At 38.2% G+C, this 22750-nt stretch carries 24 protein-coding genes; 6 read left to right on the top strand and 18 right to left on the bottom strand.

The window, feature by feature from the left end:
* Positions 1-466: 466 nt before the first annotated feature.
* On the bottom strand, positions 467-1873 hold the full coding sequence (locus ACOI1C_RS16545) for a SpoVR family protein (protein WP_422511700.1): 1407 nt from the start codon (positions 1871-1873) through the stop codon (positions 467-469).
* Between the two features lie 293 nt (positions 1874-2166).
* Between ACOI1C_RS16545 and ACOI1C_RS16540 the strand changes: the two genes are divergently transcribed.
* Positions 2167-2499: an ArsR/SmtB family transcription factor gene (locus tag ACOI1C_RS16540; RefSeq protein ID WP_422511699.1), complete on the top strand. Its 333-nt coding sequence runs from the start codon at positions 2167-2169 to the stop codon at positions 2497-2499.
* Between the two features lie 104 nt (positions 2500-2603).
* A complete protein-coding gene (locus ACOI1C_RS16535) occupies positions 2604-3716 on the top strand; it encodes an NADH:flavin oxidoreductase (protein WP_422511698.1) in 1113 nt (370 codons plus the stop codon).
* Between the two features lie 158 nt (positions 3717-3874).
* Here the strand turns inward: ACOI1C_RS16535 and ACOI1C_RS16530 are convergent, their stop codons facing one another.
* From ACOI1C_RS16530 to ACOI1C_RS16520, 3 genes are read right to left on the bottom strand one after another with little or no spacing between them, the layout of a single operon-like run.
* A complete protein-coding gene (locus ACOI1C_RS16530) occupies positions 3875-4024 on the bottom strand; it encodes a hypothetical protein (protein WP_422511697.1) in 150 nt (49 codons plus the stop codon).
* Positions 4025-4044: 20 nt separating this feature from the next.
* Positions 4045-4200, bottom strand: a complete 156-nt coding sequence (locus tag ACOI1C_RS16525; protein WP_422511696.1) for a hypothetical protein — start codon at positions 4198-4200, stop codon at positions 4045-4047.
* A 57-nt stretch (positions 4201-4257) separates the two neighbouring features.
* Positions 4258-4596, bottom strand: a complete 339-nt coding sequence (locus ACOI1C_RS16520) for a DUF3889 domain-containing protein (protein WP_422511695.1) — start codon at positions 4594-4596, stop codon at positions 4258-4260.
* A 344-nt stretch (positions 4597-4940) separates the two neighbouring features.
* On the opposite strand from ACOI1C_RS16520, the gene ACOI1C_RS16515 reads away from it, so the two are divergent.
* Complete coding sequence (locus ACOI1C_RS16515; protein WP_422511694.1) at positions 4941-5189, top strand: YhdB family protein; 249 nt, start codon at positions 4941-4943, stop codon at positions 5187-5189.
* 40 nt (positions 5190-5229) lie between these two features.
* Here ACOI1C_RS16515 and ACOI1C_RS16510 read toward each other — a convergent pair whose 3' ends face one another.
* On the bottom strand, positions 5230-5757 hold the full coding sequence (locus ACOI1C_RS16510) for an NADPH-dependent FMN reductase (protein WP_422511693.1): 528 nt from the start codon (positions 5755-5757) through the stop codon (positions 5230-5232).
* A gap of 893 nt (positions 5758-6650) precedes the next feature.
* On the opposite strand from ACOI1C_RS16510, the gene ACOI1C_RS16505 reads away from it, so the two are divergent.
* Positions 6651-7628: a hypothetical protein gene (locus ACOI1C_RS16505; protein ID WP_422511692.1), complete on the top strand. Its 978-nt coding sequence runs from the start codon at positions 6651-6653 to the stop codon at positions 7626-7628.
* Here the strand turns inward: ACOI1C_RS16505 and ACOI1C_RS16500 are convergent.
* From ACOI1C_RS16500 to ACOI1C_RS16490, 3 genes are all read right to left on the bottom strand, one after another.
* Positions 7614-9371 (bottom strand): phospho-sugar mutase, encoded by a 1758-nt coding sequence (locus ACOI1C_RS16500; protein WP_422511691.1) that lies wholly within the window; start codon positions 9369-9371, stop codon positions 7614-7616. The genes ACOI1C_RS16505 and ACOI1C_RS16500 overlap by 15 nt on opposite strands.
* A 203-nt stretch (positions 9372-9574) precedes the next feature.
* Positions 9575-11113 carry a GNAT family N-acetyltransferase gene (locus tag ACOI1C_RS16495; protein WP_422511705.1) on the bottom strand — a complete coding sequence of 513 codons (1539 nt, stop codon included), beginning with the start codon at positions 11111-11113 and terminating at the stop codon, positions 9575-9577.
* A gap of 224 nt (positions 11114-11337) precedes the next feature.
* A complete protein-coding gene (locus tag ACOI1C_RS16490; RefSeq protein WP_422511690.1) occupies positions 11338-11571 on the bottom strand; it encodes a CBS domain-containing protein in 234 nt (77 codons plus the stop codon).
* A gap of 180 nt (positions 11572-11751) precedes the next feature.
* Here ACOI1C_RS16490 and ACOI1C_RS16485 point away from each other — a divergent pair, with 180 nt between their 5' ends.
* Entirely contained in the window at positions 11752-12186 is a 435-nt protein-coding gene (locus ACOI1C_RS16485; RefSeq protein WP_422511689.1) for a disulfide oxidoreductase, read from the top strand.
* A 1-nt stretch (position 12187) separates the two neighbouring features.
* Positions 12188-12655 (top strand): thioredoxin family protein, encoded by a 468-nt coding sequence (locus ACOI1C_RS16480; protein WP_422511688.1) that lies wholly within the window; start codon positions 12188-12190, stop codon positions 12653-12655.
* Positions 12656-12683: 28 nt separating this feature from the next.
* On the opposite strand, the gene ACOI1C_RS16475 is transcribed toward ACOI1C_RS16480, so the two are convergent.
* The 10 genes from ACOI1C_RS16475 to ACOI1C_RS16430 form a co-directional block, all read right to left on the bottom strand.
* A complete protein-coding gene (locus ACOI1C_RS16475; RefSeq protein WP_422511687.1) occupies positions 12684-13076 on the bottom strand; it encodes a DUF5365 family protein in 393 nt (130 codons plus the stop codon).
* Between the two features lie 129 nt (positions 13077-13205).
* Positions 13206-14153, bottom strand: coding sequence for a nucleoside hydrolase (locus ACOI1C_RS16470; protein WP_422511686.1), 948 nt, complete (start codon positions 14151-14153; stop codon positions 13206-13208).
* A 60-nt stretch (positions 14154-14213) separates the two neighbouring features.
* Positions 14214-15275, bottom strand: coding sequence for a Ger(x)C family spore germination protein (locus ACOI1C_RS16465; RefSeq protein ID WP_422511685.1), 1062 nt, complete (start codon positions 15273-15275; stop codon positions 14214-14216).
* Positions 15272-16366, bottom strand: coding sequence for a GerAB/ArcD/ProY family transporter (locus tag ACOI1C_RS16460; RefSeq protein ID WP_422511684.1), 1095 nt, complete (start codon positions 16364-16366; stop codon positions 15272-15274). The genes ACOI1C_RS16465 and ACOI1C_RS16460 overlap by 4 nt, the downstream gene beginning before the upstream one ends.
* A 24-nt stretch (positions 16367-16390) precedes the next feature.
* Complete coding sequence (locus ACOI1C_RS16455) at positions 16391-17875, bottom strand: spore germination protein (protein WP_422511683.1); 1485 nt, start codon at positions 17873-17875, stop codon at positions 16391-16393.
* Positions 17876-18026: 151 nt separating this feature from the next.
* Positions 18027-18221, bottom strand: coding sequence for a CLC_0170 family protein (locus ACOI1C_RS16450; RefSeq protein ID WP_422511682.1), 195 nt, complete (start codon positions 18219-18221; stop codon positions 18027-18029).
* Positions 18222-18619: 398 nt separating this feature from the next.
* On the bottom strand, positions 18620-18787 hold the full coding sequence (locus ACOI1C_RS16445) for a hypothetical protein (RefSeq protein WP_422511681.1): 168 nt from the start codon (positions 18785-18787) through the stop codon (positions 18620-18622).
* A gap of 6 nt (positions 18788-18793) precedes the next feature.
* Positions 18794-20023 (bottom strand): Ger(x)C family spore germination protein, encoded by a 1230-nt coding sequence (locus ACOI1C_RS16440; RefSeq protein ID WP_422511680.1) that lies wholly within the window; start codon positions 20021-20023, stop codon positions 18794-18796.
* Positions 20010-21119: a GerAB/ArcD/ProY family transporter gene (locus tag ACOI1C_RS16435; RefSeq protein WP_422511679.1), complete on the bottom strand. Its 1110-nt coding sequence runs from the start codon at positions 21117-21119 to the stop codon at positions 20010-20012. Before ACOI1C_RS16435 ends, ACOI1C_RS16440 begins: the two co-directional genes overlap by 14 nt.
* On the bottom strand, positions 21116-22609 hold the full coding sequence (locus ACOI1C_RS16430; protein ID WP_422511678.1) for a spore germination protein: 1494 nt from the start codon (positions 22607-22609) through the stop codon (positions 21116-21118). The genes ACOI1C_RS16435 and ACOI1C_RS16430 overlap by 4 nt, the downstream gene beginning before the upstream one ends.
* Positions 22610-22750 lie beyond the last annotated feature (141 nt).

Here is a 22750-nt window from a genome sequence, read left to right as displayed (position 1 = left end):
GTTTCTAGATTACGGCGAACATTCTGGGAAATCCCTGCTGTTTTGGTGACGCATGCAAGAAAGTGGAAGCTCAAAATAAGTAAATCATTTAAACGTTTTGATAGTTGGATCAAGATGATACAGCAAGTTCATCAACTAGAATAAGAATTTCCAAATTAAATAATATCTTCCTAGCCGTTTATGGGGAGGGGGAAAGTCTATCCTTCTATCAATATGTTCTATAGAAAACTGGTTACATGACTTCCAGTCATGTAAAAAACTTCCTACTAATTAATAACAACCTGTGGATAACCCATAGTTATCCACAGGTTCGAAATTCAGGATAATATATCTTTTTCAGTGAAACCAGTGGAACTGGTGACCGAAACTAGGGTGAAAATTTTATACTTTCCTTCTAATAAATACTGGATTTAATTGAGATTGAATCAAGCAAAAAGCCACTGGTCCCCCAGCAGCTAAATTTACACTATACATACTTCCGATGAATCCCCTTCCCATCATACGTAAACAGCACACCCTTACTCTCAATCACCGATTCCATATGAACCGTTCTTCCCCATAGTTGGTGGAGATAAGGCATGACCTTCTCTAGGTACTTCAGATCCAGCTCAATTCCCTCAAACCAATGCTTTAAGTAAAGCTCACCGTTCTTTAAATAATCTCCATCATTTACCGTGATATACGGGAATCCACCATTGACCCTCATATTGACGAGCTGGTCTCGGACATGCTCCCACCCTTTGTCGACAATTTTATAGTCTTTTCCTTGTTTTTGGAAAAGGTACATGTCTTCACGCATGACGAGGTCTTTTGTTAAATAGTTTCGCAGGAAAGAAATATCTGATTCCAGTTCCCGAACCTCGAACATCTTTTCACGACCAGATCCAGGCTTCACGCCTAGTCTTTTCATTTCTTCCGTCGGATTGTCCCAACGCTCCTCGATATCTTCAAACATCTTAAACCCTAGATAGTATGGGTTAATACTGGTTTTTGACGGCTGAACAACACCTGCGTTGAGTTTGGCGAATTCAATGACTTCTGCTGTCGTTAGATCCATTTCACGTAGGATCCGTCCGTGCCAATAGGAAGCCCAGCCTTCGTTCATGATTTTCGTTTCAAGTTGCGGCCAAAAATAGAGCATTTCCTCTCTCATCATTGTTAAAATGTCACGTTGCCACTCCTCTAGCTCCCGGCTATATTCTTCAATAAATAGTAAAATATCTTTTTCAGGATTAGGTGGAAATTTCTTTTTTCGCTTCGCTATGTTCAGTTTAGGTTTGTCTTTCTTATCTAGTGACCATAAGTCATCATAAGGGGTAGTTGCTATTGTTTCTACATATTCTTCTTCAAGATTATAAGCTAACTTTGGTCGCATCAACGAGGGATCTATGTGCTCCTGAATAGCTAGAATGGCATCCAAGAATGTCTCTACCTCATGCTTACCATGAACATGCTCATAATTAGCGATACGCTCTGCTGTTGCTGCCATACTTTCCACCATTTCGCGCTTCGTGTTCCCAAAGCGACAATTATTCTTAAAAAAATCACAATGCGCTAAAACGTGAGCTACGATTAATTTATTTTGAATGAGTGAGTTGGAGTCTAAAAGGAACGCATAGCAAGGATTAGAATTAATAACGAGCTCGTAAATTTTACTTAAACCTAGATCATAGTGTAGCTTCATCTTATGAAATTGCTTTCCGAAGCTCCAATGCGAAAAACGGGTCGGCATTCCATAAGCACCAAAGGTATAAATAATATCAGCAGGACAGATTTCATAACGCATCGGATAAAAATCAAGCCCAAATCCCTTTGCAATCTCTGTAATCTCATCAATTGCATATTCTAATTTCTTCTGATCCTCAGCCCTCATGCTCATCTCCCCTTTTTGATTGCTTATCACAATCTATGTTTGCGGGAAGGGAAAGATGAACATATATGGAGTTTCAGATTGAAGCCAGTACTAGTTCTTCACTCACTTAATATTGTTAACTTACAACCGGAGTGACTTATTTATTAACCTTCCCACCGTTTATGTTAGAGAATGCATACTCAATAATGAGGACGTCATTTTTTTTTAGGAACTATTAATGAAATTATCGTTTTTCTCATGAGCGGAACTTTTGGTATAATGAGAACAAACCAAAAAGGAATGGGTGTCGAGTAATGAGAAATGAAGATATACTTGCTGTGCTGAAAGCTCTGTCTAATGAGACCCGTCTCAACATCCTTTGTTGGCTAAGGGAACCGGAGAAGATGAACGATAATCTGCCTAACACCATCAAAGAAGATTTCGTTGGCGGTGTGTGCGTGGGAAGCATTCAGGAAAAATCCGGTCTGACGCAGTCTGTCATCTCTTCGTACCTGTCCTCCATGCAGAAGACTGGACTGCTGGAGTCACGCCGTTATGGCCAATGGACCTATTACAGGCGCAATGAAGAGGCGATCGCCGCCTTTTTGGAGGACTTTGCGGCCGGGCTGCAGGCCCAAAAAAAGTAGCCACAAGAACTTCCTTCTAAGGGCTTGCATTTTCATCTATTAATCTATATATTTAAATTTGTAGATAAACAAATATCCCTTTTTTAACAGGAGGAGAAAATAAGATGACTAAATTTAAAACTGCAGAAGTTTTATTCAAGACTTTTGAAGGTGGCCAGCTGAAGCTCGAAAATCGAATTGTCATGGCCCCGATGACCCGCACATTTTCACCAAATGGCATTCCTGGTCCCGACGTGGCCGGATATTACCGCCGGAGGGCGGAAAACAGCGTTGGCCTCATTATTACTGAAGGAACAGTCATTAACCATCCTGCTGCGGCGGCTGACCACGGTGTGCCTCATTTTTACGGGGAGGAAGCTCTAGCAGGATGGGCGAGTGTTGTCCATGAAGTGCATGAAGCTGGAGGAAAAATTGCTCCACAGATTTGGCATACTGGCACTGCCCGCGAAAGGGTGAAATTCCCGGATTCAAATACTGATCCCATTGGTCCTTCTGGCCTCAGTCTGACGGGTGAGCCTGTATCAGAACCTATGACAGTCGATGAAATTCATGGTATCGTGCGGGCTTTTGCCCAAGCTGCTGCCGAGGCTAAGCGCATTGGCTTTGATGCAGTGGAGATACATGGAGCACACGGTTACCTTATTGATCAGTTCTTCTGGGACGTGACCAACAAACGCACGGATGAGTATGGCGGCGATATGGTTGGTCGTACTCGATTTGCAGTGGAGGTTATCGAGGCGGTTCGAGCAGCGGTCGGACCTGACTTCCCGATCATCTTCCGTTTCTCCCAATGGAAGCCGGTTAATTACGGCGCCAAGCTGGCAGGGAATCCAGAGGAGCTGGAGCTTTTCCTCGCACCTCTATCTGAGGCAGGAGTCGATATCTTCCATGCCTCTACTCGTCGCTTTTGGGAGCCCGAGTTCGAGGGTTCAGACCTTAACCTGGCAGGCTGGACACGCAAGTTGACCGGTAAGCCTACAATTACGGTCGGCTCTGTCGGCCTAGACTCTGTCTTCACAAGCCTGTTCGAGGAAGGCAAGGGAGGGCAAGCAGCAGGCATCGACAACTTGATCGAGCGTTTGGAGGGTGGCGAGTTTGACCTCGTCGCCGTTGGTCGCGCACTGCTTAACGACCCTGCCTGGGCAGTCAAGATCCGCGATGACCGCACTGAAGACTTGCAGCCATTCACGCGGGAGGCTCTCGCTACTCTAAGCTAATTCAAAGCTAAGTATTGAATAGCTTAATCTCAAAACTAGTAAGGCCTTTTCGGATTTTGTCCGAAAAGGCCTTTTTCAATATTAAATAAGGGTTACGTCCCTTCGAATTTTATTCAATTTCATAGGAGTTGCATCCATAATTGTCACTGACTTCTACGCTACTCTGCTATAATCTCAACTACTCTGTTCTCACCTGTCTTTGCTCCTTCTTCTGTTTCGATTCCCGCTGCCACGTAAAGTGAAACCTCAGATTCAAATACTTTAGAAGATTTTGAACGAATCGTAAGTGCCCTGCCATCCTCTACCATTAGGATACTGAATCTTCTCGTCAGTGGTTATACGTTCTTTTTTTTTCGCCCATTTTAACCCATAAATCTTGATTGCGTAAAAAGGCTATTTTACCCTCATCACCTTTGCCTTCTGCTTTACAAGCAATGGGCAAAGCTAGAAGCAAAATAAAAATAAGAAAAATACTTTTTTTCATTTAATACATTACCTTCGGAAACTAAAATAACTGCCATAAATGGCAGTCATTTTTCAACTATGGTGTCACTTCAACAAGTGCAAGCGACTGCAAGGTTTCTGTTTTTGGATTAAAAGCCACAACGGCCTTCACCGTAAATTCTTTATTGTCTCTTTTTACTTGAAAGGAGAAGGTGTCCTCTGCTTTTACATCAGAAACTGATTTGCGACCTTCATACTTATAATCACTAACTTGCTCGTTTACATAACTCTCTTTTACAACATTAATGGCAATTTTACCCCATTTTTCATAATCGGGTTGCTCTGCTACCCCAACGGTTTCGTTGAAAGAATAGGAAGCAAATATTCCAATTATAAAAGCAAGACATATCAATGGAAAGGCAAGTTTCTTTTTCATTATGTACCTCCTAAAACGCTAATTTCGAAGATAGTTTGTACATATTATTTAAAAAATATTCAAATCAATCCATTTATTGATCTATCTAGTTTAATTAGGACTCGTTATACTGTTCGTTTTACTTCTAATCTTTTTGGCTTTATTCCCCACTAATTCAAGACGACAATGGATAAATTGTCCTTTTATCTCCAACATTTTCAGACAATCCCATAGCTTAATTTATCGAGAACTCCGTAAACTATAAGTAACTCCTTAACTTAAGGTAGAAGCAAGCATTTCTTCTTGATGGAGCAATATGTGCTACACATGCTAGGTGCTTGATTGAAACAAAGGAGGCAACAACCATGAACATCGTTGACTATGATCGTGCGTTGTATTACACCCACCGTTCACAATGGGATAATTTATTAATCCTCATGGTTAGAACCAAGGATAATATGTTGTCCAAAAAAATTGAACAATTTTTACATGCATACAATTTTTCGCGCGATTACAAAATTATAGAGACGTCCTTGCATTCACTGTTTAGATACATTGATCATGCATTAGAAATTCAATCAGTTGATATGGAAAGATTGGTTAAGGTAGAGTGAAAAGGAAGGGAAGGGATCACCCTTCCTTTTCATCATTTGCTTAATGACTTCTTTTTTCATATAAGTTCATATAAAACTGCAGCTCAGAAACAAGTGCGTCCACTTGTTGTTCACTATCATAAGTAATGGATTGGTTCTCTTTGTCAAAAGCTCCTGGATCTAAAACTAGCTGCCTTGGAATTGCATTCCCATAAACACCTCTTGCAACGGTTCGCATATTATTTAACGCGTTTATACCACCTTTACCTCCGCCTGCAACGGCTAATAAGGCTACTGGTTTATGTTGGAATTGTTGACTCCCTAAGTAATCAAGTGCATTTTTAAGTGCTCCACTCATGGCATTATGATACTCAGGAGTAGTTAAAATGACGGCATCCGCACTCTTAATCGTGTCTCTTAGTTCTTTTACAGCTGCTAATTGGTCTTGCTCTATTTCTCCATTATATAAAGGGAGTCTTCCCTCACTTAGATCGATTAATTGCATCTCGTATTTTTTTGCTATAAACCGAGCTATAATTCCAGTTCGGCCTGCCTTTCTTGGACTTCCATTGATAATGACTACCTTCATGCTGATCTCTCCTATATTTATTTTATTACTTATAGTATGTAAGATCTTATGAATTGTAGATCGGTATGTAGGTGGATTTTTTCATACATAAATAGGAGGATTTTTTCTGCGTCTTAAATTGTAGGGAGCACATTCATGTCAGATGTTAGGAAGAGTAAAGAGTAATGGAATGAAATTTCAGTGAAAAAGAATAAATTTACAGAGGGTGAGGATTAGACTTTTTTTGGAGTAAACTGTATGAAGATGTATGCTTGAATCGAAGGGTCTTCTAGTGATTATCGTTCTTTTATAAAAGCGGCAGCTCTTCTAGTAGCTTATTACAGATAGTATATACAGAACTATAATCATAACTCCTCCCCCGTTTTGGACTCCAGTATCTACCATGAGCAATCCAATGCCTATATTTCAATGAATTTCTACAAGCCCCAAGGTAAGTCTTGTAGGCAGGGAAGTTCTCAATCCAACTTATCAATAAGTTATGTTTTAAGATCCCATTTTCACCTCAATTCTCGTCATTTTTTTGGCAACCTAACACATCTTAACTATAACAAAGTACTAACACGGACTACAAATTAAATGGTATATGGTATGGTTTGGGGAAATAATATGAACCCCAGGTTTAAGTTCACCTAATTTCTTAAGAAATCCCATTTTCCACTGCAAAAAGAGCAACCTGGGTTCGGTCTTGTAGGTTGGTTACCGTCCTAGACTATTTTCGTAGATCCACGGGCATCAAAAGCCCACTTAGGTTACCACCCTCCCCTATTTTTACTGTTCACTGGAATCATAAGGCTTTTTTGGGAGTTGTTTTTTTAGCGAAATTAGAAAAAACCTCATTTCTCTAGTGAATCTGAAGAGAAATGAGGGACAATACTAAGCCAGAAAGGCCTTATATGTGTTTATTCATTTTTATCAGCGATTATCGAGATATATCAGCGTTTATCCATTTATATCAGCGATTATCGAGATATATCAGCGTTTATTCATTTATATCGGCGATTATTAGGATATATCAGCGTTTATCCATTTATATCGGCGATTATCGAGATATATCAGCGTTTATTCATTTATATCAGCGATTATCGAGATATATCAGCGTTTATCCATTTATATCAGCGATTATCGAGATATATCAGCGTTTATCCATTTATATCGGCGTTTATCGAGATATATCAGCGTTTATTCATTTTTATCGGCGATTATCGAGATATATCAGCGTTTATTCATTTTTATCGGCGTTTATCGAGATATATCAGCGTTTATTCATTTATATCAGCGATTATCGATATATATCAGCGTTTATCCATTTATATCGGCGATTATCGAGATATATCAGCGTATATCCATTTATATCGGCGATTATCGAGATATATCAGCGTTTATCCATTTATATCGGCGATTATCGAGATATATCAGCGTTTATCCATTTATATCGGCGATTATCGAGATATATCAGCGTTTATTCATTTATATCGGCGATTATCGAGATATATCAGCGTTTATTCATTTATATCGGCGATTATCGAGATATATCAGCGTTTATTCATTTATATCGGCGATTATTAGGATATATCAGCGTTTATTCATTTATATCGGCGTTTATCGAGATATATCAGCGTTTATCCATTTATATCGGCGATTATCGAGATATATCAGCGTTTATCCATTTATATCGGCGATTATCGAGATATATCAGCGTTTATCCATTTATATCGGCGATTATCGAGATATATCAGCGTTTATTCATTTATATCAGCGATTATCGAGATATATCAGCGTTTATCCATTTATATCGGCGTTTATCGGGATATATCAGCGTGTTCATCCCTTATACTCATGGTGTCAAAATATCTCTATTATTTTCTAGCTGAAGCTGTCTCTATTAGATCATTTACTTTACCCATTACGGCTTCAGTTAAATCAGCTAAATCTTGTTTACTTTGCTCTAATGAAGAGGCATTAACCCCAAAATAGAATTTAACTTTCGGCTCTGTACCGGACGGGCGTAAACAGAACCATGAGCCATCCTCTAAAATGTACTTAATGACATTTGATTCAGGTAGGGGAATGGTTTCAACTATATTTTCCTTCGTATATAGACGCTCGCTAGTCTCATAGTCCTCTATAATCGTAACTGCTTTACCTGCCATTTCTGTTGGACCAGCACTTCGGAAGTTAGAAAGGATACCATTAATTTGTTCTGCGCCTTCTTTCCCTTTTAAAGTAAGGGATTTCAAGCCTTCTTGATAGAAGCCATACGTTTGAAATAATTCCATTAACCCTTCAAAAACTGAGATGCCCTTTTTCTTGTAGAATGCACATACCTCTACAGCAAGTAAGGCCGCTTGAACAGCGTCTTTATCACGAACAAAATCTCCAATTAAATAACCATAGCTTTCTTCATAGCCAAATTGAAAGGTGTATTCACCGCTTTGCTCGTATTCTTTGATTTTCTCTCCAATAAATTTAAAGCCTGTGAGTGTATCAACTGTTTCTAAGCCATAAGCAGAAGCAATTGTTCTGCCAATCTCAGAGGTTACAATTGTTTTTAAGACAATACCGTTTTCAGGCAGGATGCCCTTTTCTTTCTTTTGAGAAAGTAAGTAATCCAGGAAAATCGCGCCTGTTTCATTTCCGGTTAAGACAACATATTCTCCGATTAAATCCTTTACAGCGATACCTAATCGGTCTGCGTCTGGATCAGTTGCGATCAGCATATCAGCATCTATTTCTTTCCCTTTTTTTATCGCAAGCTCAAACGCTGCATGCTCCTCAGGGTTTGGAGACTTTACGGTAGAAAAATTCGGATCTGGCAATTCCTGTTCCTCAACAATGGTAATTTGATTGTAGCCAAGTGCCGCTAACCCGCTTCTAACAGGCATATTCGCCGTACCATGAAGTGGTGTAAAAACGATTTTGATGTCGTTACCTACTTCATGTGCTAAATCACGATTAACTGAAATGGTTAACAGTTTCTCTGTGTAGGCATGGTCGATTTCATCACCGAGCATTCTGATAAGTCCTTTTCCCTTTAATGTTGTCTCATCTTCAACCACAAGCATTAGCTCGTTTTCCACTTTATTAACCTCTGAAATAACTCTGTCTGCTTCAAATGGAGGCAATTGACCTCCATCTTCCCCATACACTTTATATCCATTGTATTCGGGAGGATTATGACTAGCCGTTACGACAATTCCTGAAAAGGCATTCAAATATCGTACAGCGAAAGAAAGCTCAGGTGTCGGACGAAGCTCTTCAAAAACGTATGTTTGAATACCATGTGAAGCTAAGGTTTTAGCAGCTTCCATCGAAAATTCAGGTGATTTATGACGAGAATCATACGCAATAACGACTCCACGTTTTTTTGCTTCTTCTCCAAAAGACAAAATAAATTGGGCAAGCCCTTCTGATGCTTTTCGAACGGTATATGTATTCATTCGGTTCGTTCCTACGCCGATCTCACCACGCATACCGCCAGTTCCGAATTCTAAGCTTTTATAGAAACGATCCTCTAGTTCCTTTTCATTAGCATGCAATTGTTGAAGCTCTTGTTTAAGTCCATTTTCAAGATTTGGTGCTTCTGCCCATCTTTTATATTGTTCACGCCAATTCATTCAATTTTCCTCCTCGTGTGAATACCCTAGTCTGTCTAAATATTATAATGGCAAATTCATTCATTTAAATAGAATATCAAAGCTTGACTAACTTTTACAATTCTATTTAGTACTCTTTTACATTTTCTTCATAAAACTACTCAATCCTTTAAAAATACATCTGCAAATTTCGACATAAAAACACCGTATAAAAAATACGGTGCTTATTTCTTATATCGAATTTCATACAAATCACGTCTTCTATCTCGAAGCTGCCTTACTGTTCCGCCTTTTCGCTGCCTTCTTAAAATCTCGAGATCGACATCTGCTACCACAACCGTCTCTAGATTTGGATTACATTCAGCAGCTACGCCGTCTCTGGCAAATTCAAAATCTGAGGGCGTAAAGATTCCAGATTGTGCATATTGGATGTCCATATTTTCCGCTTGAGGTAGGTTTCCAACTGTCCCAGCGATTACTGTGTAGATTTGGTTTTCGATGGCACGTGCTTGAGCACAAATTCGAACACGTAAATAGCCTTGTCTGTCTTCTGTACAAAATGGAGTAAAGATGATGTTAGCGCCTCGGTCTGTTGCAATCCGTGCTAATTCTGGGAACTCGATATCGTAACAAATGAGAATCGCAATTCGTCCACAGTCCGTATCAAACACCTTTACTTCATCACCTGCACTGACTCCCCACCATTTTTTTTCATTTGGAGTGATATGAATTTTGTATTGTTTTTCAATTGTTCCATCTCGTCTAAATAAGTAGGAAATGTTATATATTTTATCTTCCTCGTCAACAAAATGGGAACCACCAATAATGTTGATATTATATTTAACGGCAAGGTTCGCAAAAAGCTCAATATAAGACTCTGTATATTCCGTTAGTTTACGGATTGCTTGACTTGGTGTTTTTTCATGAAGAAAGGACATAAGCTGTGCTGTGAAAATTTCTGGAAATACAGCAAAATCAGATTCAAAATCTGCCGCTACATCCGTATAATACTCCACCTGTTTCGCAAACTCTTCAAACGATTCTATTTGCTTCATCGCGTACTGAATGGCACAAATCCTAACCGGAAAAGACGTTTGAAAATGGCGTTTTGTTTTACTACGATAATCAATATTGTTCCATTCCATCAAGGTCGCATATTTATATGATGCATGATCGTCCTCTAAATAATTTGGGTTAATCCGCATTAGTGTGAAACCGTTCATAAGCTGGAATGATAGAACAGGATCATAAATTTTGTGCATAGTTACTTCTTTTACATATTGACGAGGTGACATTTCCTCCGCATGTTTATGGTAATTAGGAATGCGCCCGCCAATAATGATGCTTTTTAAGTTTAGCTCTCTGGCCAATTCCTTCCGTGCATCATAGAGACGTTGCCCGACCTTCATACGTCTATAATCTGGATGAACCATGATCTCAATTCCATATAAATTGTACCCGTCAGGATTATGATTGGTTATGTAGCCTTCATCTGTGATGTCGTCCCATGTATGCTTGTCATCATACTCATCAAAGTTAATAATTAAGCTTGAGCATGAACCAATTATTTTCCCGTCATATTCTGCACAGAGCTGTCCATCAGGAAAATGTTCTATATGGCTTTCCAACTGGTCACGTTGCCACTGATCCATCCCCGGAAAAGAAACTCTTTGCATCTCTAAAATCTCATCGAAGTCTTTTTCCTCTATCCTTCGAATGTTCATTCGTTTCTCAAATTTAGTTAAGTCTATTTTTGACATGATTTTTCGTCCCCTTTATTTCCTATCGACTACCTATACCCGCTACTCTTATATCATAAACAAATTATTCCACGAAGTGAATAATTTTATAACAAGCGGCATTATTGACTCACCATTTATGTATACGAAGCAAGATTCTTCTTTAGAATTTGAAGTATATACAAAAGAAGATGATAGATAGTGTTTGTATGCAATGAAAGATATGGCTAGGCATGGTTTGGATCCCCTTATTCAACGGAGGCAGTCATCTCCACAGACACTGCTGTTGTACTTGTTAACCCTTGTGCTGTAGAACAAAGGGTGATGTGTCGGTCTTGACAATCCCCTCTAACTTGTCCGTTTTCTACAGCAGGTATGGATCCAACATTGTATCGGTTCATTAAGGTAGCCGCTTCTTGAATTGTTTGAATTGGTGAAACAGTAGCTACTTTTTCAGTCATAATGTCTCTGATCAAGTTCATGATTAACACTCCTTTCTATATTAGTGTTGACCATGACCAGACTAGCTAAATCATTGACTGTCAATTTTTCCCTTGTTCTCTTTCAGATATATTTTTCACGAATTTCACAATATATTGTTTTACGTTCTCTCTTTGTCATACTATAATTTTATATAAAGTACATAAAGGGAAGGAATCACGATGAAGTCTAGTAGAACTCAACAAATTGAAACACTCTTCTTCTCAGCTTGGGCCGTTTCTGTCATTGCTGTATTTGGTAGCTTATACTTCTCCGAGGTACTAAAGTATGTCCCTTGTGAGCTTTGCTGGTATCAGCGGATATTCATGTACCCACTCGTAGTATTTATGGGGATTGGAGTCACCAAAAAAGATTATCATTTATCTGCCTATATTTTGCCTTTCTCAATCATAGGAGGATGCATATCTCTTTATCATTACTTGATTCAAAAGGTCGACTTCCTTGCAGCAAATTCTATCTCATGTGGAGTTGTACCGTGTACGGGTCAGTATATTAATTGGTTAGGCTTTATTACCATACCTTTTTTAGCATTTTCGGCTTTTACACTCATTACAATCTTACATATCTTCATCATTAAAATAAGAAAGGAGCAATAACATGAAAAAAGTACTTATCTTTCTTGCGATCATCCTTGCATTATTTGTTGCCCTTATACTAGTAACTAACTATTCAAATCAACAGGCATCAGTTGGTAATCCATTTAATAAAACAAAATTAGATCCTGCCACAGTCGGGCAGCTGGAGGATCCAAATTATCAAAATCAAATTCTACCAGAAGAATTGAAAACGAAAATTACGAACAAAGAAAATGTAACCGTTTATTTTTATAGCCCTACCTGCTCTCATTGTCAGGTAACATCACCTGTCATCGTGCCAATGGCAGAGGAAATCGGCTTAGATTTACCTTTGTTTAATTTACTTGAGTTTGAAAATGGATGGCAAACATACAATATTGAAAGCACACCCACTATTATTCGTTTCGAGGATGGTGTAGAAGTAGATCGAGTTGTAGGGAAAATAAGTGACGAAGCGTTTCAGAGTTGGTTTGAACAGTGGACAAAATAAAAAGCATCGAAGTTCAGATGCTTTTTTTCTACATCAAATATTGACTTGTAGGCTTTGAAAACTGACTAATAGGATTTTCCTTTAGGATAACAAAATGTTCAATTGTTAAAGGGAACTTATACCCGTATTCTTCTAATATACTAGTATTCTTATCGAATATCTCTCGATGATTGTCTAAGACTTCTTCTGTTCTGACGGTTTCAATAACAGCAATTAAAGCCTGCATACCAGAAATAAGTTGAAATGCCTCTTTTAGAGTACCGTTATACAAACCTTGTTCTGGAATAAGTACACTTAGGGCCTCTAACTCTTTAATATACTCATCTGAAAAGTAATATGGAAAAACTTCCGTATACATATAGCTAACTAATTCTTCGATAAAGTTCTCTTGTTCGGGAGTGGATGCTGTTACAATTTTCATTTTTAAGACCACCTTAGTTTCGGGTAAAGACCAATAATCAATATAGTATAGTACTAAAATATCATACTAGTAATCAAAAATGCTAAGGTAAGTCTTTCCGTCTTAACCATTTCCTATCAAGAATGAGTTCTACTCAATCTTAGTTGTTGTCATGATTCTAATAAAATCTTGAATAAACGCCTGATAATCCAACTTCATTCCAATCCGATCTAGTGTTTCATAAGGCTCTTGGTCGGGCTTAGGACGGAGATCGGCTATACTTTGACCGGCTGCTTCACCTTGAGAAGTGACACGAACTCTTCGGTCTAAGTACTCAATTATATTTGGATTCATCATTGCACTAATTGTAACCACATCATGAAGAGGCGTCCCAGGAACCCCAGGGACATTTTTTTTGTATGCCTCAAAGTAATAGTCAAAAATCGGTTTAATGAGTGACTTAAACGGAGTGTTATTTTGAAGTACGATATAATCCACTACTTCAGGAGTAAGTATCGCATTGTTTGTCACATTTAAAGGCAGTAATGTCAGATTCCTTGCCTTCTCCATTACTAAATCAGCCGCAATCGGGTCTCCATGAAAATTAGCCTCAGCTATAGCAGTCACATTTCCAGGAACCAAAAAGGCCCCACCCATTATGTAGAATGCTTTTATCTTCCTCATTTGCTCTCCACCTAATATAAACGCGATGGCTAGGTCTGTTAATCTACCAACAGCCACGATAATGAGTTCATTTTGATACCGTTCAATGATTTTAAAGACTTCATCAAAATTCAATAAATTCACTTTATATTGTTCAGGTGGTTGGATTGGTCCTAATCCTTCCTGCCCGTGGATTTCTGGATAAAAAGGTACTGGTTCTCCTGATAATGGGCCCTGGGCTCCGCCGATTATCGGTATATCCCGCACCCCAGCTAACTGTAATAAATAAGCCGCATTCTGGGTAGACTGCTCCTTCGACACGTTTCCATATCCCGTTACAATTCCAACCAGTTCAATTTGTGGATGGAGCAGGGCATACATTATAGCTAAAGAATCATCAATACCAGGATCAGCAAATAGTAAAACCTTGGGCATGGTGTATCCTCCTGTGTTGTTTTACTAATATATATTCACGTGTAGGGGTATTTATTTACCTTATTCAATAGCCCCTGTTTCACTTATAGTCACCTTAGAACTCACTCTAAAGGTTGTCTTTGGGTAGGATTCCTTCCACTTTTCTATATCAAATTTTCTGGTTTGTGTCTTGGCCATTAATCCAACACCAATAGGGTCAATATTTTCATCACTAAAACGGGTGAGCAGCTTCTCACATTTTTCATTTATGATGGTTTGGTATTTCTTTTCGATTTTTTTAATCATCTTGGGATCTAGTATTTTGCCTGAAAATTCTCGAATATGTCCTTCCATTTTCAAATCTAAATAGACAACTGGATCAGACAATGCACTTTCTATTTTGTAATCTCTAGATAACGTTAAAATAAATGTTGTTACGTACTCATCCTCAACTTTAATGGAATGTGAACCATTCTTAAAATTCTCCATTAATGTTTTGAAGAAAAACATATCCGCATTATCCACATATGAAACCACTTTGTCTTCTTGTAGAAGAGCCAATCCTTTCACTCTTACCTTATTATCTTCTAACTCTATATAAGGTAAAAAAGGATCCTTGACTTTAGAATAGTACGCATTTAAAAAGAGATGAAGGTTAATCAATGGCAGATTTCTATTCTTCATATTGTGTTCAATAAGAGTTGACAGATAGGTACCAGTTCCTCTATTTCCCAAATCTTTTATTAAGACCTCATTTGCTGTTCCGTCTACAACTGCCAACGCTATATTGGAGCCAATTCTTGCATCTCGTTCAAGTGTATCAATGACTTCAATCACACCTTTTTCAGCCATCTCTTTTCCAAATAGAATGATTTCAACACTCCCATTTTCAATTGGATCTGCAGATTTCTGCTGCATAAGTTTAATTATATCTTTACTTTGGTTTCCGATAGCTGTGAATGATTCATTATCAATACTTTTGTCCGCTCTGTAAACAGGAATAATTCCTGTTCCCTTTATTTTTCCTCCTTCGGAAACATCATAGCCAAATGCACTCAATAGGTTTATGTCATCAATAATTCTTTCTTGAAGACACCCTGTTAGTAAAATGAGAATTAAAAATGAGAATAAATGTTTTTTCATGATACATTTCTCACTTTCCATTTATTGTAGAAAAAGCTGATGAGAAAGAGTATGGGGATATAACCATAAATCAGATAAAAGCCTATTTGTGCTGTCATATCATTTAACATATTGATTTGGGTTCTTGTTTTAAATTGGATAATAACAAAGAAACATAATAATAGGATTCCTATCAGTAAGTTGCGTTGCTTCTTCTTAAAAAGTCGTTTAGCTCCCCTACTTGCAGCCCAAATGGCAATACAAACGTTTGGTAGGATTATAACAATCCATGTTGCAATGGCAATATATTCGACACGTTCTACGAAAGGAAGCTGTACTATCTTAAGCATTGTGATTGAAGCCCAAATATTCTTTTGAAGCTGCTCTAGAGAAAAATAGGCAAGACTAACTATCATAGAAACTAGATAGAGAAGGACTGTATATAAATTCCCTAGGTGAGCCCATTTTTGAGATTTTTCGGGATTTTTAATAAACGGATAGTACATTAGAAGGAGTTCAAAACCCAAGATACTCAATGTTAAATCTTTCGCTGATACTATCATTTCCTTTACAGAATGATCCATAATCGGCAATAGGTTTCCAAAGAAAGAAAATTTCAATGGATACAAATAACTTAGGATTAAATAGAAAGGTAAAATCACACCGAGAAATGCAATTCCTGTAACTGTCCGAAATCCGCCGATCACAATATAGTAGATAAGAAATAGAAAGATCAAGCTAAATGTCCATGTTCGCATCCCTGGAAATACCCAAACCTGAACCACTTCGAGATAAGTCCTAGTAATGGTAATAGCAAGCAAAATAAAATAGATAATGAGCAAGGATGAAAGAAAACCTCCTACCCATCTCCCAAAGATAGTCCGATGCACGTCTGTAATATCTCCATTACCTTTTTCCATAATTTTATAAATCATCCATATTAAAATATGAATTCCGAGGCCACCGATAATCACAGAGATCCAGGCATCATTTTCGGCAGATTTTGCGACAATTCGCTGAAACCCTAAAACACCGACCCCAAACTGCATGGAATGAACAAGAAAAAAAACAAGAAAATGTGAAACAAGTAATCGTTCTGGAATCTTTTGCACAAGAAAGCACTCCCTCTAGTTGTGCTATTCATCAATGTCCCTTTTATAATTCGCTTCTTTTGGACTGAAGCGTAGTTTATTATTTGTTCTTAATTGAACTGGTCTTTTAGCTAGCTTTGCAAAGGGTAATCTGATAAAGGCGTCCTTCAAATCCTCAAATCGAGGAGGATAAATAGGTTCCAAGAAAGGTCTTCCTAATGAAGTTAAATGAAGCAAATGTGTCATAAGGAAACAGAAGCACATAACTATTCCGATGAGTCCCCATAAATGAGCTAACAATAAGAAAGGAAATCTAATTAATCGGATTGTATTACCCATTTTATATACAGGAGTTGTGAAGGATGCAAGGGCGGCTAAGGCAACGATAATGAGTAGAACATTACTAGTAAGACCAGCTTCAACGGATGCTGTTCCGATAACAATCCCGCCCACGATACCAATAGTCTGACCAACCTTCGTCGGTAGTCGAGCTCCAGCCTCACGTAATAGCTCAATCGTTAGCTCTAGAAATAAGGCTTCTAATATTGGTGGAAGTGGAATCTCTCTTCGGGATGTTATTAAGGTAGCTAACAAGTCCTTGGGAATGAGTTCATAATGAAAGGTTAGGGCTGCCACATAAATCGGTGTAATTAAAATAGAGAAGGCAACAGCAAACACCCGAAGAAGGCGAATAAATGAAGCCACATACCAGTTAAATAAATAATCTTCGTAGGAAGAAAAGAACTCGATCAATGTTGTTGGAGCAATTAATGCTTGCGGCGAATCCTCCACAAGAACGACTACTTTTCCTTCGGCTAGAACAGCTGCAACCCTGTCCGGTCTCTCTGTATCTAATACTTGTGGAAATGGAGAGTTTTCATTATCAGCAATCATTTGTGCTACATAAGAACTATCTGTAATCATGTCAAAATCAATATCTTTAATTCGTTGTGTCATCGTATTGACGTTTGCCATATCCGCAATTCCGTCTATATAAATGATAGCAACCTTAGATCTAGATAGTTTACCAATGACAACCTCTTCTACTCGAAGTTCCTGTATGGGAATCCTTTTTCGAATAAGATGGAGGTTTGTATCCATGGATTCAATAAACGATTCCTTTGGCCCAACAACACTAAATTCGACTTCTGGTGGAGAAATGGGTCGTTTCTCCTTTAGTTGTGCTTGAATGAGCACACCTTTATTTCGTTTGTCTACGAAACTAACATACACATACCCTTGGGGAAGCTTTTCTCTGACTTCATTTGCCTCACTAACCGATAGAATATCCTGAACCGGAATAATCGCTTGTAAATCATCTTCCTTTTCAACATTCTTCAAGTAGGGCAAAATATCCCGATGGATGACCTTAGAATCAACTATACTTGAATAATAAGCAAGGATATACGGATGTTTCACTTTTTTGTTTGTGTAATTAACGAAGTCTGTAGACTTTGCCATATAAGCAAAAATTTCTTCTACTGATTGTATATCCTTATGTAAAATATGCTTGTCAAACCATTTCATCATTGTGATCTCACCATCTCTGTATGTTCAATAACTAGTATGTCTTTTTAGTAGCATTCCTTGAATCATCCTTAGTATGCATAACTTGCCAAATATGTTTGAAATACAACAAAAAAACAACACTCATGTTTGAGCATTGTTACTTCCTTGAAACTTACCACAAAAATTGCTGATACACCCAATTACTCACAAAGACCATGATTCCTAAAAAAATATTGGTCCAAGCCAGAATCTTCGCAACCTTCTGCTCCTTCTTCATCTTTTCTCTCTTATAAAATCGTAAATCAGTCCCTAAAACCAACCCACCTGTAACGAATAAAATAACCACGAAAAAATTAGCTACTGCCATAGCTTCATAAAAAATGGTGGGTGGAATTAACGGATAAGGTATTTCCAAAAAAAAATTTATTATTACTTATTTCATGATAAATGTCTATAATAGAGCCTGTTCAAAAAGGAGGACAAAAAGAGCAAAGAAGTTCAAGGAAGCGAAGTCTTGAGCACCGGAGCGTATGTTTTGTATACGTGAGGAGCGGAAAGACGAGCTGACGAAGAAATTCGAAGCTATTTTTGCCGGACTTTTTGAACATCCTCTAATAAACATGGTGAAAATGACTACAGGCATATAGTGTCTAATGGTTTCCTTCTTCAAGAAAAAGAGAGAGAAGAAAGGTAATGTGATCATAATCCATTGAAGTGCAAGGATGATTGTTTTCATTGATGTTTTCCCACAAATTTCTAATAGGTTCATCGATTTATAAAATATAACCAAATAGGTAGAGTAAGGAGACTTCCACCGATCATCATCATTACGATAGCACCAGCAAATTTATGGCCATCCTTCCATACCATTTTAGAATATACAAAGGTGTAATAGACGAGGTATAGCGACATGATGATGATAATCCATTTCACTGTGTATCACTCCTCTGGTTCTTGTGTTGGTTTTAATTGAATCCCAAACCCTGTTATCTCGATTTCATACTTAATATTGACCTTCGCATCTTGGTATTTTTTCGACCATTCATATTCCTTGTATTCATCCCACGTTGCAAATTCTTTTCGAACGGCGTACGCCCATCTAAATGGTTCTCCTTTGAACTCTTTTTGGGTCCTTTCAACTAGCTTTTTTGCTTTACTCTCAAGCTGGCTCCGTACTGTTTTTTTCAATATCTCTTGTTTCTTAAAATCTTCGACATAGTCAATTTTGCTAGGAATATTTAATACTTGAACATCTACCCGCACGATAACATCTACCTCAGGTATTTTCTTAGTTGTATCTATTTTCACTTTATTTTTTTCTGTTTTTAAAAGCATCGCGGAAATTCGGTAATCAGGTGCTAAAGGATCTTTATAGGTTGTTATCATCGTATCAGTCTTTGAGTCAGGTCGTAATAACAAGGCTAGTCTTGTTTCTTCTCCTGTGAAGGTACCGATCATCTTTCCATCCTTAATAACAGCAGACCCCATCATTTGAGTTGGATTGCCACCCTCTTTCTCTACTTCACCCGCTAAGTATTCATCTTCATTTTCAAATTTTGGCTCCTCTTTATTTGCAGTAGCTAATACCGCTAAAAATAAGCCTGTATGTCCGCCCATTAGTTCAAAATAACGATTAATGGTAGCATCTGGCATTAATCCAGTCTCTTCCCACCTCGCACTCATTAATTCATAATATTTATGAGGGCGCCGTTCTAACTGAGGATCATTATTTCGAATGAAATCTGAAGCTTTTTCTCTTGTTATAATGACATTTGTGTTTCTTCTTAATTGTCTGTCTCGGAAGGTAGATTCCATGATAAGCTCGAATTCTTTAGAACGAGCAAGTTCTTCACTAATGATAATTTGTTTTACATGTGAGAAGTGGATTTCCCTCGTAACGGATATATTAGCTAAATCACGAGAAGACAAAAAGTCTGGTGCGCTTAACGTTATGATTTCGGAGGGGTTAGTGTCTTGAGAACCGCTTGTTCGTGCAAGTGCTCCCTGCTGTGGATTGGCAATTTGATAGGTCACTTTAATTAAGTCCTTCTCCCCTTTATCAAACCCAATCACAATTGGAAACGCGAATTGCTCAAGTTCACCTTGATCCCAGCAGCCTGAAAGAGTATAGACCAACAGTGTAATCAACAAACACTTAAATTTTTTCACGTTTTCTTCCCTCCTTTTTAAACTCAGATATCACAAACAGTAGGAAAGGGAGACCGATAATCATGAACCAACTCCATTGAAGAAGCCTATTATCACGCAGCAGCAAGATGCTCACAATATTCGATTCTGGGATTTGACAAAAAAAGAAAATAACAGCTGCAAAAGGTAAAAGTAATGGCTCGAATTCATGAATTCTTAATGTTGAGCCAAATAAAGCAACGGTAACATATAAATAAATCGCTAATCTTGTAATCGAGGCGATTGCCCAGAAACCTAAGAAAAACACTTCACTATTACCAAAAACAGGACCAAGCTCCACGATTCTAGTTAGTTGTTGGTAAGGAAGCGTCATACTTTCAATAGGTGGATAATCATAAATCATAATAAAGATGGCATAGAACACAACTAACAGCATTGCGGATGCACCCACTCCTATAAGGCTCGCCGTTCGGAAATTTTTGTGAGTCCGAACAAATGGATAAAGTACAGCAAACAAGAGAATCTCCCCTAGTATAAAGCTATGTTTCGTCCCCTCGACTATTAGCTCTAGAGGACCAGATCCTAGAATAGGAGTTAGGTGACTCCACTTCAAATCTGTCCAAATTAGTGCGACAAGGACAACTAACGAAATGATAAAATAGGGTACTGTCAGCCATGAGGTCCTGCCAAGTCCCTCGAGTCCACGATTGGCGATAAAATAAGCAGTAAACATAAATAAAAAGATGATAATAATAGGTGGAGTTTTGGTGAAATACATCGAACCCATAATATCTGAATAGCTCCTAGTGTATAGAACGGTATTCGTCAACATGAACACGAATAGGAGAAATCCTATACCAAAACCGATATAACGTCCCGTTAGAATGAATACAATATCGATCAATCCTTTTCCCTCGTAACGACCTAGTACTTTTAATAAGAGAAAGTACGGAACAATGACAATGAACATAGAAATAATCGGAAGCATCCAGGTTGCTGTTTTACCAAAAGGAAATAAGGTAGCTGGTGTAATATCAGACATTTTAAGTCCAATGGTAAGAATAATCATCCCTAGAAATTCTCTCGTTCCGATTTTTCCATCAGATTGTTTGATCATGACAACTTTCCTCCCTTCGGCTTCTTCCCTCTAACTCGGTTTTGAGGGTACAAATTTAGTGGACGTAACCACTGCTTCCATACTGGTGGACGAACAATCATATCCTTCGACGAAGGGTAGTGTGGTGCCATAGGTGATACAAAAGGGACATCAAACGATTTAACAGTTGCTAAATAAGCCACACTCATTTGAACACCAATCGCTATCCCAAAGAAACCCATCATAGCCGATAGTCCAATAAATCCAAATCGTGCAAGTCTAACAGCAAAATTAAAGCTATTGGACGGTATTGAGAAAGATGCAAGGCTTGAAAATCCCACAATGGCAATCAGCACAGGACTCACGATTCCTGCTTCAATAGCCGCATAGCTAATAATTACAGCCGATAATAATGAAACAACTGGTCCCATCTTAATGGGCAATCGTAAACCAGACTCACGTATAATATCAAAGGTGATTTCGATCATGATTAATTCAAATAATCCTGGAAATGGAACTGTTTCTCTTGTTGCCGCTACAGTTAACAGCAAATTTGTAGGAATGACCTCTATATGGTAATTCGTAATGGCAATATAAGCAGCAGGGCCTAGTAACGCTGCAAAGAAGGCAAGCAGTCGCACAATTCTCATTAAATTCCCGAATGCCCAGCGCTGATATTGGTCCTCGGCTGTATGAAAGAACGACCAAAAGGTAACAGGGACAATTAAACAGTCAGGGGAACTTTCCATGAGTAACACAATATGTCCCTCTTTCAGAAAGCTGACAGCACGGTCCGGTCGCTCTGTAAGCAAGACTGTCGGAACAAGAGAATAAGGTCTCTCCTCAATGTGTTGCTCTAAGATTGAAAGATTCTGAATATGTTCAGCCTCAATCTCTAGAACTCTTTCCCTTACCTTTGTCAAGAGTTCTTGGTTTACGATGTCACCCATGTACATGAGGGACACTTCATTTCTCTTCTCTTTACCGAACAAGAGTTTTTCTGTTATTAAATGATGTGACTTCAGTGCTTTTCGAATGAGAGAACGATTCACCTCTAATGATTCAATGAATGCCTCTTTCGGTCCCTTTATCACACTTTCGATTTCTGGTTGCTCCACGCTTCTCTGGGCAAACTTCGGTGTTACTGCTAGGATTACCTCTTTACTTCCCTCTATCATGATGGCAGTATGACCGGAGAGAATGAGATGAACAACCTCACTGAAATTCTCGCTACTTTTCAAGTCTTGAACAGTAAGTAATTCTTTTACACGGTCAAAGCTTTCTCCCATCTTCTGTACGTCTTTTTCAAATAGTGGAGTGAGGATATTTTCTTCAATTCTTTTTACATCAACGGCCCCTTTTACATACAAAAGTGCAGCTGCTTTCTTCAGCGAGGGAATATGAACAGAACGGACAACAAAGTCTTCATTTGTAGGGTATGAAAAGCTATCTTTTAACTTTTTTAGATTTTCTTCTAGATTGTCTGAAAAGAACTTTTTTTCAGTCTCCACACATGTTCACTCTCCGAATTAGGAAATATTGAAATTGCTTTATTTCTCAACAGTAAAAGACTTCATTCTTTTTGAAATTTTCCTCTTAAATAGGAATGAGAAAACAAGTAATAGTAACGGGAAAACAGCACCCATTAAAAG

Origin of the sequence: Bacillus sp. DJP31 (assembly GCF_049310945.1) — a bacterium.
Taxonomy (GTDB): Bacteria; Bacillota; Bacilli; order Bacillales; family SA4; genus Bacillus_BS.
Note: the sequence above shows the minus strand (reverse complement) of the source record. Positions and strands in the feature narration are given on the sequence as shown.